This window comes from Halobellus salinus (assembly GCF_014646875.1).
Taxonomy (GTDB): Archaea; Halobacteriota; Halobacteria; order Halobacteriales; family Haloferacaceae; genus Haloquadratum; species Haloquadratum salinum.
The window spans coordinates 261963-275629 of the sequence record NZ_BMOC01000002.1 but is presented as its reverse complement, the minus strand read 5'-3'; the positions used below and the strand labels follow the sequence as shown (position 1 = coordinate 275629).

Here is a 13667-nt window from a genome sequence, read left to right as displayed (position 1 = left end):
CCCGGGTCGAACCCGCCATCCGGGGGCTACGCCGCCACGACGGTGACCCGTTCCGCGCTCCCGTTGAGGCTGGCCGGTTCCGCGGCGTCTGTCGACTCGTTCGCGCGCACCTGGACGTACCGCTGGCCGGTCATCCCGTCGAGCAGGCTGTCGACCGGCGCGCGGTCGTCGCGCAGGACCGGCACGTCGTCGGTCGGCTCGTCCCGACGGTAGGAGTCGAGCTCCGCCGAGAGATCGATGCCGATGTCGCGTCGCTCGTTCCGGGCTCGGAGCTCGGATTCAGTCACCAGTCCATCCCGTTTGGTCGCGACGACTTCGACGTTTTGGACCACCGGCCCTCCGGCGGTCGGGAAGCTGTAGACCCGCGGGAAGACCTGTCGCATCGTCTTGTACTCCGCCCGGTAGAACTTCGAAGCCGGACCTGAGGGCGCCGAGATGAGGTTCGCGAGCAACACGCCGTCGTCGTCGAGGCGGTCTGACGCCCGCTGCATGAACGCCACCGTCGTCAACTGAAACGGCACGCTGTCCTTCCGGTAGGCGTCGAGCACGATCACGTCGTAGGTGCGGTTCGTCTCCTCGAGGAACCGCCGGCCGTCGCCTCGGTGGACGTTCATCCGTGGGGAGTCGGGGATCCCGAAGTAGCGATCGGCGGCGTCGATCACCGCCGGATCCAACTCCACGACATCGACGGTGGCATTCGGGTACATCTCGTGGAAGATCCGCGGCCCGGTGAACCCACCGCCGCCGATGAACAGCACCCGATCGACGTCGGTGTCGTCGATAAAAAGCAGCGACGCGTGGAAGTAGCGGGTGTAGTCGAAGACGTGCCGGTTGGGGTCGTCGAGGTCCATCGCGCTGTGTGGTTGGCCGTCGAGGTACAGCGTCCGGGTGTCGCCGCGGTCGACGACCCTGAGCTCTTGGTACGCCGTCTGCGTTCCGTAGACGGTGTCGCCGGCGAGGCTCGGGCCGACCCCGCCGACCACCGCCGCGAGAACCAACGCGGCCGCGACCCCGCCGACACGGAGCCCTGTCCCGTCCCCGAACTCGGGTGCGGCGACCGCGACGGCGGCGACGACCGCCGAGAGCCCGATCACCAGCCCGATCTGGGGGATCGACAGCGCAGGAACGAGCACGTAGGTCGTGGCGAACGCCCCCACGATCGAACCGACCGTCCCCAACGCGTACACGTGGCCAGCGGTCGCACCCACGTCGCCGCCGGCGAGCTCCGCGGCGTAGGGGCTCACGTACCCCAGGAGGTAGGTCGGCGGGCCGAACAGGATCGTGATCGCGGGGAGGGAGACGAACCGGCTCGGGAGCGGTAGTACTCCAGTCGATTGGACGATCAGGTCGCCGAACAGCACGATCCCGGCGACGCAGAGCCCGGTCGCGAGGAAGACGGCGATCAGCCGGGAGTGGGAGGCGTTCTCGGCGGCGCGCTTCCCGCCGCGGTGATAGCCCAGGCTGAGCGCGGCCAGAGAGACGCCGATGATCCCGCCCCAGGTGTAGATACTGCTGCCGAACTCCGGCGCGAGGATCCGGCCGGCGAGGATCTCGAGTCCCATACTCGTTACCCCGGAGACGAACACCGCGATTTCCGGCCGTGTCGGTAGCCTGTCAGGGCCGAACCGCAGAGCCATTGTCGGACGGTCGGTCGGGAGCGACTTGAACGCCCCGCTCGCGGCGCGACAGAAAAGGAGGATATAGGATGCCGGAGTCAGAACGAAGCACAGAGATGTTTGAGCGCATCCTGCTGCCGACGGACGGCGCCGACTCCATGGACGCGGTCGTGCGGACCGCGGCCGATATCGCCGACCGGCGCGACGCCGCGGTTCACGTTCTGTACGTCATCGACGACCGAGCGTTCCTCACGCTTGACGACGAGATGAAAGACGAGGTGCTCTCCGAACTGACCGGGGAAGGCGAAGCCGCGACCGACCGCGCGGCCACCCGGCTTCGGGAGGCGGGGATCGACGTCACGACCGGGATCAGACAGGGCGACCCCGCCGATGAGATTGTTTCCTGTGTCGGTTCGGCCGACGCCGACCTCGTCGCGATGGGGACCCGCCGCGGCGATTACGCAAACAGTATGGTGGGGAGCGTCTCGCAAGAAGTTGTCGCCCGCGCGCCGGTGCCGGTGCTGACCGTCAACCTCGTCACAGAGGAGTGACCGCGAGCGGCGGCGCGTGGCCTGTCACTCCTCGGGGTCGAACTCCAGCGCCACGGAGTTGATGCAGTAGCGCTTCCCCGTGGGGTCGGGCCCGTCGTCGAAGACGTGCCCCAAGTGACCGCCGCAGGCGCTACACAGCACCTCAACGCGCCGCATTCCGTGTCGGGTGTCGGTCTCGGTCTCGACGGCGTCACCGTTGGCGTCGAAGAAGGACGGCCACCCCGAGTTGGAGTCGAATTTGGTGTCGCTGTCGAACAGTTCGGTCCCACACCCTGCACACCGGAAGGTGCCATCGTCTTTCACGTCGAGGTAGTCGCCGCTGAATTTCGGTTCGGTCCCCCGGTTCCGGAGAATCTCGTACTCCTCGTCGGTGAGTCGGTCGCGCCACTCCGCTTCCGAGTCGGGAATCTCGTCGGACTCCGGCGGTTCAGTCGCCATACCCGCAGTTGGAACCGGAGCGACAAGAACCCCTTCCCGACCGACCCGTGCTCCCGGCGGTCGCTGTCCGCTCCCGGCGGCTCATCCGCGTCGTTGACTCGAAACCGGTAGTGATTATTACCAGAAGCCACTACCCGCCGCCGATGCGTTGGTCCCCCCTCCCACGACTGTTCGTAGCCCTCCTCGTACTGATCGGCGGCACGGGCGCCGTCGCGGTGACAGCCGCGAACCCGGCCGTGCAGTTATCATCGGTGACGGTGGCACCCGACGACCCCAACACCGGCGAGCAGGTCACGATCGAGGCGACGATATCGAACCTGGAGAACAGCGACACGACTGTTGAGGTGACCGACCTCTACGTCCGAACGCCGGGAACCACCGAAGAGTTCGCCCGCGGGGAAGACGTCGGGTCGATCGCCCCCGGTGGCACCCTCTCGGTGCCGGTCTCAACGACGTTCGAGACCGCCGGAAAAAAACGGCTTGACGTCAACCTCGGTGTCCGCGACGAAGACGGGGCGTACCACTCCTACACCTACCCGGTCTACATCGACGTGTCCGAACCGACGGTGAAGGCGGACCTGTCGGCGACGACATCACGGAACACGTCCGGCACGACTGAGGTTTCGCTCACGAACTTCGGCAACACTAACCTCTCGAACGTCGAGATCACCGCCACAGCCAACGGCGAACTCCTTGACCGGAACTTCGTATACGAGGTGCCGCCAGAGTCCAGCGGAACCACCGCGTTCGACACCGGCGATGTCGACGCGGACGCCGTGGAGTTCACCGCGATGTACACCGCTGCAGGCGACACCCACAACACGTCGCTCACCGTCGATATCGACGAGGAAACGCGGGTCCCCGGTGAGGTCCGGCTCACCGCTATCGAGGCCTCCCAAGCCGGCACCGGGGTGACGATCCAGGGTGACGCCGCCAACCTCGGCAGCACCGACGCCGGCTCGGTGCTGGTCCGGATCGGCGACGCGGACGACGTGCGGCCCGCACCGCCGTCCGGCGAGTACTTCGTCGGGGCCGTCGAAGCCAGCGAGTTCGCAACCTTCGAGCTCACCGCACAGGCTGACGCGAACGTGTCGTCAATCCCGGTCGAGATCACGTACATCGTGGACAACGAGCGCGTGACCACCACCCAGCGGGTCGATCTGACCGCCGGCGGGCCGGTGTCGTCGAACGTCGGTGCGGCGCCCGGCGGCGCCGCGTCGGGCGACGGCCCGGGTGGTCCGGGGTCGGACGGCTCCGGCGGGCTCCCGCTCCAACTCGTCGGCGGCGCCGTTGTCGTGGCTAGCATCGTGGGCGGCGTCGCGCTCTACCGATGGCGCAGCCGATGACGGTTATCGCACTCGAGAACGCGGTCAAGCGGTACCACACCGGCGGTGAGGTGATCGAAGCGCTCGCGGGCGTCGACTTCGGCGCCGAGCGCGGCGAGATGGTCACGGTGATCGGCCCCTCCGGCTCCGGCAAGAGCACGATGCTCAACCTGGTCGGCCTGCTGGATACGCCCTCCGAGGGCGTGGTCCGGCTGGACGGCCGCGACGTGACCGACTTCTCGGAGGACCAACTCACCGAGGAGCGCCGGTCGGAAATCGGGTTCGTGTTCCAGGCGTTTCACCTGCTGCCGATGCTTACCGCCGCTGAGAACGTCGAACTCCCGTCGATGTGGGACACCGCCCGGGACCGCTCGGACCGCGCGGCCGACCTACTCCGTCGGGTCGGTCTCGGCGACCGCCTCGACCACACCCCGGATGAGCTGTCCGGCGGGCAGAAACAGCGCGTCGCGATCGCGCGGGCGCTGATCAACGAGCCCGACATCCTCTTAGCCGACGAACCGACCGGGAACCTGGATCGGGACACCGGACGGACCATACTTGACGAGCTCACCCGGCTCAAGCGGGACGAGAACGTCGCGATCGTGGCGGTAACCCACGATGAACAGCTTGTTGAGTACGCTGACCGGGAGGTACGGCTCGTGGACGGGGTGCTCCAGTGAGCCGCCTCGCCGACCTGGTGTGGCGGTTCCCGAGCGTCGTGATGGCGTGGCGCAACCTCGGCCGGAACCGGGTCCGGACCGCACTCGCGACCCTCGGGATCGTGATCGGCGTTGTCGCCATCGCGTCGCTCGGGATCGCCGGCGTTGCGATCCAACAACAGGCGACCACCAACCTCGGCGGCCTCGCCAACGAGGTGACGGTCAGATCAGGAGTGGACAGCGACACGGACGGTGTGACCGACGAACAGGTCGACGCCATCCGGAGCGTCGTCGCCGACGCGCCGGTCGTCCCAAAGCGGACGAACAGCACGACGCTGTCCTCGCGGGACGGCGAGGAGGCGTTTGTGAGCGTGACCGGAGTCACGAACGCAGACGCGCTGTACACCGTCTCTACCGGAGACTCCCCGGAGCGGCTCCAATCGGGCGCACTGCTCACAAACGAGACGGCGCAGCGGTTGGGGGTCGAACTCGGCGACCCGGTGACGTACGACGGGCGGCTCTACCGCGTTCGGGGGCTCGTCGAATCCGGCGACGGGTTCGGCAGCGGGAGCGAACTCGTCATCCCGATCGCGGCGCTCGACGAACAGGAGGGCTACGACTCGGTGACGATCGTCGCCGCGAACGGTGACGAAGCACAGGAGACCGTGTCAACGCTCGAATCACGGTTCAACGAGGGCGACGAAGAGAAACTGTCGATCACGAACTTTGCGAGCATCCAAGAGAACGTGAACTCCTTTTTCGACACGCTCAATCTCGCGCTGCTCGGGATCGGTGCAATCTCTCTTGTCGTTGCGAGCGTCGCCATTCTTAACGTGATGCTTATGAGTACGATCGAGCGCCGCGGGGAGATCGGGGTCCTCCGCGCGGTGGGGATCCGGCGGGGCGAGGTGCTCCGGATGATCCTGGCGGAAGCGGCGTTCCTCGGCGTGATCGGCGGTGTGGTCGGCGCCGCTGCCTCGTTCGGCACCGGACTCATAATCTTCGACTTGCTCGCGGACGACTACACCCTGGTGTTCGGGTGGGCCAGCCTCCGATACCTGGGGTACGGCTTCGGGTTCGCCGTGACGGCGAGCGTCTTGAGCGGGCTCTATCCCGCGTGGAAAGCCGCCAACGACCTCCCGGTGGAGGCGCTCAGAGGCTGAACCGGGTCAGCGAGGTCGCGGGACCCGATCGACGGACACCGGTGCCGACGACTTCAGGGGCCGCGACGACCTCACCGGCCTCAACACCCTCGTGTCTCTACGCCCGACACCGGCCCGCCCGCGGGTTCGTACGTTGAGTCGTCAATCGAGTCGGCGAACATCGGCAGCGAAAGCCGGTAGTCGAACAGGATCACGAACGAGTCCCAGACCGCGTCCGCGGACACACGCTCCGGCGCGCGCTCAAGTAGCACGCCAGTCCGTAACTCAACGATGTCGGCGTCAACGGCGACCCCACGCGCCGCGATCCCCAGCGCGCTCGGCGGCGACGGGCTGGTGAAAAGCGAGGTGTGAACCGTCACATTGAGGTGCGGGTTGCCGTCGCCGATGGTCAGGTCCCGGCCGCTGTCGGGGAAACACCGCTGATCGTCCGCGGCCGCGTCGGCGGTCCCGGCGTCGGACTGCGCCCGGACCGGAGCCGCCAGAGGGGCAACGGCAGCGACAACCATCGCACACGTGAGCAGAACAACCGCAGTGCGTGTGAGGCGGGTCCCCGAGCTGATGTCACGGCGCATACCGGCAGTTCTGTGTGACCCTTCAATAAGTTTCTCGCCCCGAGTCTCAGTTCTGAGATCGCTCTTCGGAACCGAGCGCGCGGACGAGTTCGTTGCGGGTCGCGTCGGCGCTCGCGAGGCTCGTCGCCACCGGCACGTCGCGGACTCGACATCCTCCCACGACCTTACAGTGGTTGCTGATTTGGCGTCGTACGTCTGGACAGCCAGGCGGGATCGGGACTTAGATTGGCGTGCACCCGGTGCACGAGACGTAGGACCCTTGAGAGAAGCTCACGAATGTGTTACAACCGCTACTTCAGCAACCACTGTGAACGGATGGGCTTCCGCTCGCTACGTGTCACACGGCCGGCGGAGCGCGGACGTGTCGAGGTCGTGCGACTGAGCCATCAGTGGGTCACGGGGGAAGATCACGCCGTCACAGTCGCCGTCGGCGACCTCCGCACTGGTCCGTACGTCGCCGTCGGTGGGTCCCGGTCGCTTGCGTCCGACGGCGAGGCCGTCGGCAGCCCCGGCGACGCTCCGCTACGCAGTATTGCAGTCGTTGACATCCTCCCCGCGCTAAAGCACGGGTCTTTCTCCTCGATTCTCCGTAACGAGAGGGGACCCACACCACGGCGGCTGTGGCCTACGCCGGCACCTGTGTGCCGTCGGCGCGGACGGTGATCACGGTGCAGTCGAGTTTCTCTCGGAGGTACGACTCGATGTCGGGGTCGTTGAGGACCCGGCGGAGCATCTCCCGCCACCGGCTCGCCTGCTTCGACCCGAGGACCACGATATCGGCCTTATCGGCCGCGACTTCCTCCAGGATGGTCTCTTCGACCAGAAACCCCCGCCGGACCACATACCGAACCCGGTCCAGCGACCCGAACGCTGATCTTACCGATCGTCGGAGGTTCGCGCGTGTGACACCGCTGGTTTCCTGATAGAGGTCAATGTGGAGGATGGTGAGCTCGGCCTCCCGCTCGTCGGCAATCCGAATCGCCTCCGAAAGCGTCGCTTTTGAGTGTTTTGTGAGCGGATACCGAACGGGAACCACCACACGGACCATTGTGCGCGGATAGGCGCTCACGGCTCCTGAACGTTTCTGCTCGTATCAGACGTTGTATATGTCTGAGACGCCCAGCAGTGGGGGTGGCCGGGGCTCGCCCCGGCTATTCGCCGCTGTGAAGCTCGAAAGCCACCGTGACCTCCGCCTGATACTCCCGGCTCTCGACCGACGCCACCTCAACGCCGAGTTCGTCCACCTCGATCCAGTGCACGTTGTCGAGGGTCTCTTCGGCGCGGTCGATCGCGTCGTCGGTCGCGTCGTCGAAACTCTCCTCGCTCCGGCCGATGAGTGTGACTTTCTTGAATACCATGGGTGTCGTGCTATTACGCCCGACGCACGGAACGGCGCCAGGTGTGTGTGACCTGCACGCCCATTTTGTTATAGCTTCGGGAGGGGCCGCTGGCTGTAAGGATGGAATCGAAGGAAGCACCCCGGAGGGGACATCGGAAGCCCTGTTCCCTCCGTGTGGTGTTGCTTCGACAGCAGTGTGACAGTGGCGTATCCCGACCCCACTGCGGTCTCTGTCCGCTGGCGCGGGGTGCGGTACTCGTTGGGGGTGGGATGTCCGCTCCTATGAGTAACGAATATCTCGCATCCCCTCGACGTCTTTCCATCCGACGAACGTTCCGAACCAGAAGAAGACGAACCAGAGCGCCCACCCTCCTGCGGTAAAGAGTGCCACGAGAGCGTGGATGAGCCCCCGAATCGGATACTCCTGATAATACGCGAGCATCAGTTTGAATGCTTCCGAGGCGTTCGGATCACCGGCCGGTCGACCCCGACCTCCCCGTGCCGGCTGCCCACCCTGGGCGGGCCTGGACCCGGCCGGCTGCCCACCTTGGGCGGGCCTGGATCCGGCCGGCTGCCCACCCTGGGTGGCTGCGGGCGCACCCGACTGCTGGCCCCGCTGGACGCCACCTCCGCCGGAGTGGTGGCCCCCGGGCGCGGTCGGCTGTCGGACCCCACACTCGGGGCAGATCTCGGCTTTCTCCCTGATGATCTCGCCACATTCGATACAGTACACCTCGTCCGGACCTGGCTCGGACGACATCATCTCTCGTATCAGACGAGTATGAGTTAAAACTGTGGTATCGGACGCGTGGTTCTCCATGACGGTCGGCCCAGATCACCAGAATACCGAGGTGGATGCCCCGTCCTCAGGGAACGAACGTCGTGAGCGAGTAGGGCGGGGAGGAAACACTATCGTGCCTGCCAGATAGGCGAAACGCGTGGCGCGCGGAGGAGCACAGACGCAGTGCCCTCAGACGAGCCGACTCCGGGTGCGGAGGTGGCGGACGCTGAGGGCGAGCAGGACCACTGGAATCACGCCGGCGAGTAGGATTCCCCCGCTGTTGACGAACAGCGCGGCGGCGCCGAGAACCTGGGTCAGAACCGGCAGGATCGTGGCACTGACGAGGTAGAGCCGCCCGCTGAGGGGCCACTCGTCGACGTGGTAATCGACGTACTTGAGGTCGAAATACAGCGAGACCGGGAGCACGACCCACGCGAGCAACTGGAGTGGGGGAATGAGCGCGGCTAGCCCGAGCGACTGCAGCATCGGGCTCAGGCCGACGCCGGACCCCCCGGTGGCGCCCTGGTACCGGAGTATGGTCGGCACGAGGACGAGAAGTACCAGCAGCCAGAGCAACGCGCCGAGTCTGACGCCGTTGACCCACGACCCGGACGGCTCGCTACCGGGTCGCTGGTCCACCCCGTTGGGCGTGTCTGCCATCCGTTCCGCCTGCGCGGGTTGTGCACCTGTACCACCTCTTGCCCGCTGTTGTGCGGGTCGTGCACCTGTACCACCTCTTGCGCTCTGTGTCGGCTGCGATTGGGTTGGGTGGCCGGCGTGTGCCGCATTCCTGACCCCACACTCCGGGCAGATCTCGGCACGGTTCCTGACGATCTCACCACAGTTTCGGCAGTGACTCTCGTCTGGGCCCGGCTCACGACCCGGGTCGTCACCCGCCGAGTGCGCGGATGATCCCGTTCCGGAGCCGGGGCTCGCCCTCCCCGCGTCGTCGGTCTGACCGGCCTGCTGGGCCGCCTGAGCGGCGTTCTGGACGCCGCACTCCGGACAGATCTCGGCGTTCCCACGGATGATGCTCCCACAGCTCCGGCAGTGAATCTCACCGGAGCCAGGCGTCCGTTCCGGGTTGTCTCCCGCCGATGACTTCGAGGGTGCGCCGGCGGTGTGCCCCGCACCACCCTCACCGGAGGCGTCCGTGTCGGGGCCGGAAGCCGACGCCCCGTCTGGAGTTCGGTCGGACGTCTCCCGTGTTCCTCCGGTTGATGATCCCGTGTCTGCCGCCCGATGCGCTACGCCGTCTGGTGTGTCCGGGGCGGCCTCGCCGTGGGTCTCCGTCTCGGATTCCTGAGGATCCGTTCGGGGTGAAGCGTCCGAACCGGCCGACGGGACGACGCCGGTGTCGTGCGTCTGTTGACCCGACTGGTCGGAGCTGGCGGTCCCGGATCCACCCCGAGCCGGACCGCCACCCTCTCCCCGAGTTGGTTCCCCGGTGTCGGGCGTACTCCCTCCGGACGTGTCCGCGCCGGACGGGTTCCGATCCGTGTCCCTGGGTGTGTTATTTTTGGGTGCGCTCTCTCCGGGTGTGTTGTCTTCGGGTGCGCTCTCTCCGGGTGTGTTGTCTTCGGGTGCGCTCTCTCCGGGTGTGTTGTCTTCGGGTGCGCTCTCTCCGGGTGTGTTGTCTCCGGAACCCTCCGGGGTGTCGGTTGCCTGGGATGACGCCTCCGCCGACTCGGCGCCACCATCCTCAAAAATGTCCGCGAGTTCGGACGCGCTCCCGATCGGCTCGGTCGTCGTCTCGAACACCACGTCCGCTCCGGAGATACCGGCGACGACCGTTCCAGAGACGCTCGTCATGTCGTACATGTTGCTCCCTTTCGGGCCGTCGGCGACGCTCACTTGGAACTGGATGAGTTCGGCTGGGAGGTCGTCGAACGTGAGTGTCTCGCCGGAGGCGAGTTCGACCATCTTCGAGAAGACCGTCGCCCTGCTCGTTTGGCACTGAACAGTCGCGTGCTGTACCGTTCCCGTTCGGTTTTGGATCACGAAGTCCGTGTCCGGTGGCTCCCCGCTGCCTTCCGGGTCCATACGTGGAGTATCGACCCCTCGTGGTAAGAAACCGAAGGGTTCCGCGGACCGAGTATCGACCCGTAGCACCGGGCCCGGCGCGCTCCGCGCCCGTCGTCACGGAATTCGCACGTCGTGTTCGAGGGTTCCGACGCCCTCGAGATCGACTTCAACGGAATCCCCGTCGGCGAGCGGGGCGACTCCGCTCGGGGTCCCCGTCGAGACCACGTCGCCCGGCTCCAGGGTGAGGTACGTTGTGATCTCCTCGATCAGTTCCGGGACGGAGAAAATGAACTGGTCACGGCTCGACGACTGCCGGACCTCCCCGTTGACCCGGAGTTCGATGTCGGCGTCGCTCGGCACGTCCGCGGGCGGGGCGACCGCCGGCCCGACGGGCGCGGCGTTGTCGAACGCCTTCCCGCGGACCCAGTTGGTCTCCTCGCGCTGGTCGTCGCGGTTCGAGAGGTCGTTCAACGGGGTGAACCCCGCGACGTAGTCCATCGCGTCGGCGGCGTCAACGTTGCGCGCGGATCGACCCATCACGACCGCGATCTCCGCCTCGTGGTCGATCCGGTCTTTCCCCGCGGGCAGTGTGACGGTGTCGCCGTGGCCCGAGAGGGTGTTCGGCGGTTTCAGGAACAGCAGCGGCCGGTCGGGGACGTCCTTCCCGCGCTCGGCGGCGTGGTCGGCGTAGTTGAGCCCCACACAGACGATCTTCTCGGGCTCGCACGGCGGCAACACCTCAACCGCGTCGAGGTCGTAGGTCTCGCCACCGAAGGCGACCGCGTCGCCGTGCCACGTCCCTTCGCGGACCGATCCCGCCGGATCCCTGAATCTGACTCCGGACATACCGGGGTGTTGTGGGCGTAGTGTTTCGGTCTTTCCATCCGGCTCCGACCGATCGACGGCGATCAGGAGCGGGAGCACCCTCCACCGGATGTCAGTAGTAGCCGAGGGCGGCCAACTGCTCTCGGGTGTCGTCAGTGACCTGCCGGCCGTCGAGCGGAATCCGAACGCGTGGGTCCGGGTCGTCGAAAGCGGCGTCGACGCGGTCTGGCGTGATCCGGTCGACCACCGAAGCGTCTCCGGGCGCACGGATCCGACACTCCACCCCCTCGGCGCCCCAGTAGTAGCGCTTCCGGACCGCGTTCGGATCGGCGTCGTCCGGCCGGTATACGGCGCGGCTCGGCGCCGTGAACCGGTCGGGGTCGGCGCAGGCGTCCTCGAACCGCTCGCGCAACGTCGCGGTGACGGGCTGTTTCGTCGCGTAGACACGGTCGCGTGCGAACCCGTCAGCGACTGGGGCGCCCTCGACGGCGTCCAGTGTCACCTCGGGGAACGATGTCAGCGCCGCGGGGTCGTGACACGTCCGGCCGTCGTTCCCGCCCGGTGGGCGGACGAGGAGCGGCACCCGGAGCAGCGTCTCGTGCATCGGGACGATGTGGGAGACTGCGGGCGGCTCCCCGTCGAGCAGCCCCGGCTCGCCGAACCCGTCGCCGTGGTCACCGCAGATCACGAGCAGCGTGTCGTTGAGGTCCTTCGACGTGTGGAGCCGGTCAACAACCCGCTCGACAACCGCGTCAGCCTGGCGGATCCCCCCGTCGTAGAGGCGTTCGAGCTCCGAGAGCCGCCCGTATGGCCGGTCGCCCCCGTGGAACGCCCACTCCCACCGGGTGGGGAGGTCGGACTGGAGCGCGCGGGCCCGCACGTCGCTCCACCGGTCGAACCGCGCCCGCGGCTCAAACGGTCGGTGGGAGTCCATGAGGTTCAGACACGCCGCCCACGGCTCTGTGCCGTCCACCCGCCACGCCTCGAACGCATCGGCGTAATAGAACCCGTCGGGCCCGGGGTTGAGCTCGGTCGTGTCGTACACCGAATCGTAGTCGTCGGGGACGGTCCGAACCGTCCCGAATGCGTTCTTGAGCCCGGATTCGTGGCTTGCGAGGAAGCCGTTCTCGGTGAACAGGCCGGTCCGGTACCCCCGGTTGTCGAGCGTGTCGAACACGGTGTGCCCGGGGCGGAGCCGGTCGTGGGTCGTGATCTTGTGGGCGTGGGTCTCGATCCCGGTGACCATGCTGACGTGGCTCGGCAGGCTCCAGTTCGACGGGGCCCGGGCCTGGGTGTACAGCGTCGCTTCGGCGGCGAGCGTCCGCAAGAAGGGTGTCGTGTCGCGTCGGTACCCGTAGAGCGAACAGTTTCGGGCGCGGACGGAGTCCAGTACGACGAGCAGCACGTTCGGCCGACCGGCGGGCATACCCCCACAGCGCACGGCTCCGACTTATCGCTCGCTAAGTCCGAGGGTGTGAGACACTGTCGGCTACGGAGCGATACTGAGGGGTACGTGCGGGTACGAGTGCGGGCGAATCGGCGACCCTGTCGGGCGGCGCGCCTGTCTGCTGCGTGGCGGGGAGGGGACGTTTTATGATCGGTCCAGCCGAACGTCTCGCCGGAGTATGACGATGGAACTCACCTGGCACGGCCACTCCACGTGGCACGTCGACGTCGGCGGCACAACACTCCTGATCGATCCCTTCTTCGACAACCCCAACACCGATCTCGCGGCCGCAGACGTCGAGACGCCGGACTACCTCCTGCTGACTCACGGTCACGCCGACCACGTCGCCGACGCGGGCGCGTTCACTGGCGCGACCGCCGTGGGCGTCCCGGAGATGACCAGCTACCTGGAGCGCGAGGTCGGGGTGGAGGACACCATCGGTATGAACATCGGCGGCACCGTCGAGTGTGGCGACGCGTTCGTGACGATGCACCGCGCCGACCACACCAACGGACTCAACACGGGGTATGAGACCAGCCTCGGCACGCCCGCCGGCTTCATTATCAGCGACACGAAGCCGACCCAGGAGCCAGACCCCGAAGCGACAACGTTCTACCACGCCGGCGACACCGGGCTGATGTCGGAGATGAAAGACGTGATCGGACCGTATCTGGAGCCCGACGCCGCCGCACTCCCCGCGGGCGACCACTTCACGATGGGACCGACCCAGGCCGCGATCGCGGTCGAGTGGCTGGATGTCGACCACGTCTTCCCGATGCACTACGACTCCTTCCCCCCGATCGAGATCGACACCGACGAGTTCGTTCGCGAGGTGAGAGCGACTGGTTCCGACGCCGAGGTCCACGCGCTTGACGGCGACGCGTCGTTCACGCTCGAGTGACGCCGGCAATCCGGGTGACGCCGGC

14 protein-coding genes are annotated in these 13667 nt (G+C 66.9%); 5 read left to right on the top strand and 9 right to left on the bottom strand.

All coding sequences use genetic code 11. From position 1 onward, the window contains the following. Nucleotides 1–26: 26 nt before the first annotated feature. A complete protein-coding gene (locus IEX72_RS03280; protein ID WP_188785951.1) occupies nt 27–1637 on the bottom strand; it encodes a spermidine synthase in 1611 nt (536 codons plus the stop codon). Between the two features lie 95 nt (nt 1638–1732). Between IEX72_RS03280 and IEX72_RS03275 the strand changes: the two genes are divergently transcribed. Continuing rightward, a complete protein-coding gene (locus IEX72_RS03275; RefSeq protein ID WP_188785986.1) occupies nt 1733–2167 on the top strand; it encodes a universal stress protein in 435 nt (144 codons plus the stop codon). 24 nt (nt 2168–2191) lie between these two features. On the opposite strand, the gene msrB is transcribed toward IEX72_RS03275, so the two are convergent. Next, nucleotides 2192–2605: a peptide-methionine (R)-S-oxide reductase MsrB gene (gene msrB / locus IEX72_RS03270; protein ID WP_188785950.1), complete on the bottom strand. Its 414-nt coding sequence runs from the start codon at nt 2603–2605 to the stop codon at nt 2192–2194. A gap of 143 nt (nt 2606–2748) precedes the next feature. Here msrB and IEX72_RS03265 point away from each other — a divergent pair, with 143 nt between their 5' ends. The 3 genes from IEX72_RS03265 to IEX72_RS03255 are packed head-to-tail and all read left to right on the top strand — an operon-like array spanning nt 2749 to nt 5752. After that, a complete protein-coding gene (locus IEX72_RS03265; RefSeq protein ID WP_188785949.1) occupies nt 2749–3951 on the top strand; it encodes a COG1361 family protein in 1203 nt (400 codons plus the stop codon). Beyond that, the gene (locus IEX72_RS03260) at nt 3948–4610 is read left to right on the top strand and encodes an ABC transporter ATP-binding protein (RefSeq protein ID WP_188785948.1); all 663 of its coding nucleotides are present in this window, start codon (nt 3948–3950) and stop codon (nt 4608–4610) included. The genes IEX72_RS03265 and IEX72_RS03260 overlap by 4 nt, the downstream gene beginning before the upstream one ends. Before the next feature lie 41 nt (nt 4611–4651). Next, nucleotides 4652–5752 carry an ABC transporter permease gene (locus IEX72_RS03255; protein WP_188785985.1) on the top strand — a complete coding sequence of 367 codons (1101 nt, stop codon included), beginning with the start codon at nt 4652–4654 and terminating at the stop codon, nt 5750–5752. A gap of 80 nt (nt 5753–5832) precedes the next feature. Here the strand turns inward: IEX72_RS03255 and IEX72_RS03250 are convergent, their stop codons facing one another. The 7 genes from IEX72_RS03250 to IEX72_RS03220 all read right to left on the bottom strand — a co-directional run bounded on the left by IEX72_RS03250 (nt 5833) and on the right by IEX72_RS03220 (nt 12720). Continuing rightward, nucleotides 5833–6324, bottom strand: coding sequence for a DUF7332 family protein (locus IEX72_RS03250; RefSeq protein ID WP_188785947.1), 492 nt, complete (start codon nt 6322–6324; stop codon nt 5833–5835). 625 nt (nt 6325–6949) lie between these two features. Beyond that, complete coding sequence (locus tag IEX72_RS03245; protein ID WP_188785946.1) at nt 6950–7372, bottom strand: universal stress protein; 423 nt, start codon at nt 7370–7372, stop codon at nt 6950–6952. Nucleotides 7373–7475: 103 nt separating this feature from the next. Next, entirely contained in the window at nt 7476–7682 is a 207-nt protein-coding gene (locus tag IEX72_RS03240) for a dodecin (RefSeq protein ID WP_188785945.1), read from the bottom strand. 261 nt (nt 7683–7943) lie between these two features. Then, on the bottom strand, nt 7944–8423 hold the full coding sequence (locus tag IEX72_RS15140; RefSeq protein ID WP_229663716.1) for a zinc ribbon domain-containing protein: 480 nt from the start codon (nt 8421–8423) through the stop codon (nt 7944–7946). 210 nt (nt 8424–8633) lie between these two features. Next, the gene (locus tag IEX72_RS03230; protein WP_188785944.1) at nt 8634–10487 is read right to left on the bottom strand and encodes a hypothetical protein; all 1854 of its coding nucleotides are present in this window, start codon (nt 10485–10487) and stop codon (nt 8634–8636) included. Nucleotides 10488–10583: 96 nt separating this feature from the next. Then, nucleotides 10584–11315: a fumarylacetoacetate hydrolase family protein gene (locus tag IEX72_RS03225; RefSeq protein WP_188785943.1), complete on the bottom strand. Its 732-nt coding sequence runs from the start codon at nt 11313–11315 to the stop codon at nt 10584–10586. A 91-nt stretch (nt 11316–11406) separates the two neighbouring features. Next, entirely contained in the window at nt 11407–12720 is a 1314-nt protein-coding gene (locus IEX72_RS03220) for a sulfatase-like hydrolase/transferase (protein ID WP_188785942.1), read from the bottom strand. A gap of 205 nt (nt 12721–12925) precedes the next feature. Between IEX72_RS03220 and IEX72_RS03215 the strand changes: the two genes are divergently transcribed. Further along, the gene (locus tag IEX72_RS03215; RefSeq protein WP_188785984.1) at nt 12926–13642 is read left to right on the top strand and encodes a metal-dependent hydrolase; all 717 of its coding nucleotides are present in this window, start codon (nt 12926–12928) and stop codon (nt 13640–13642) included. The last annotated feature ends 25 nt before the right edge of the window (nt 13643–13667 follow it).

Bases quoted from the DNA above. Each gene is read 5' to 3' on its own strand.
- IEX72_RS03245 (WP_188785946.1), bottom strand. From the start codon at position 7,372: ATGGTCCGTGTGGTGGTTCCCGTTCGGTATCCGCTCACAAAACACTCA.
- IEX72_RS03275 (WP_188785986.1), top strand. From the start codon at position 1,733: ATGTTTGAGCGCATCCTGCTGCCGACGGACGGCGCCGACTCCATGGAC.
- IEX72_RS03265 (WP_188785949.1), top strand. From the start codon at position 2,749: ATGCGTTGGTCCCCCCTCCCACGACTGTTCGTAGCCCTCCTCGTACTG.
- IEX72_RS03250 (WP_188785947.1), bottom strand. From the start codon at position 6,324: ATGCGCCGTGACATCAGCTCGGGGACCCGCCTCACACGCACTGCGGTT.
- IEX72_RS03220 (WP_188785942.1), bottom strand. From the start codon at position 12,720: ATGCCCGCCGGTCGGCCGAACGTGCTGCTCGTCGTACTGGACTCCGTC.
- IEX72_RS15140 (WP_229663716.1), bottom strand. From the start codon at position 8,423: ATGTCGTCCGAGCCAGGTCCGGACGAGGTGTACTGTATCGAATGTGGC.
- IEX72_RS03215 (WP_188785984.1), top strand. From the start codon at position 12,926: ATGGAACTCACCTGGCACGGCCACTCCACGTGGCACGTCGACGTCGGC.
- IEX72_RS03225 (WP_188785943.1), bottom strand. From the start codon at position 11,315: ATGTCCGGAGTCAGATTCAGGGATCCGGCGGGATCGGTCCGCGAAGGG.
- IEX72_RS03280 (WP_188785951.1), bottom strand. From the start codon at position 1,637: ATGGCTCTGCGGTTCGGCCCTGACAGGCTACCGACACGGCCGGAAATC.
- IEX72_RS03255 (WP_188785985.1), top strand. From the start codon at position 4,652: ATGGCGTGGCGCAACCTCGGCCGGAACCGGGTCCGGACCGCACTCGCG.
- IEX72_RS03260 (WP_188785948.1), top strand. From the start codon at position 3,948: ATGACGGTTATCGCACTCGAGAACGCGGTCAAGCGGTACCACACCGGC.
- msrB (WP_188785950.1), bottom strand. From the start codon at position 2,605: ATGGCGACTGAACCGCCGGAGTCCGACGAGATTCCCGACTCGGAAGCG.
- IEX72_RS03230 (WP_188785944.1), bottom strand. From the start codon at position 10,487: ATGGACCCGGAAGGCAGCGGGGAGCCACCGGACACGGACTTCGTGATC.
- IEX72_RS03240 (WP_188785945.1), bottom strand. From the start codon at position 7,682: ATGGTATTCAAGAAAGTCACACTCATCGGCCGGAGCGAGGAGAGTTTC.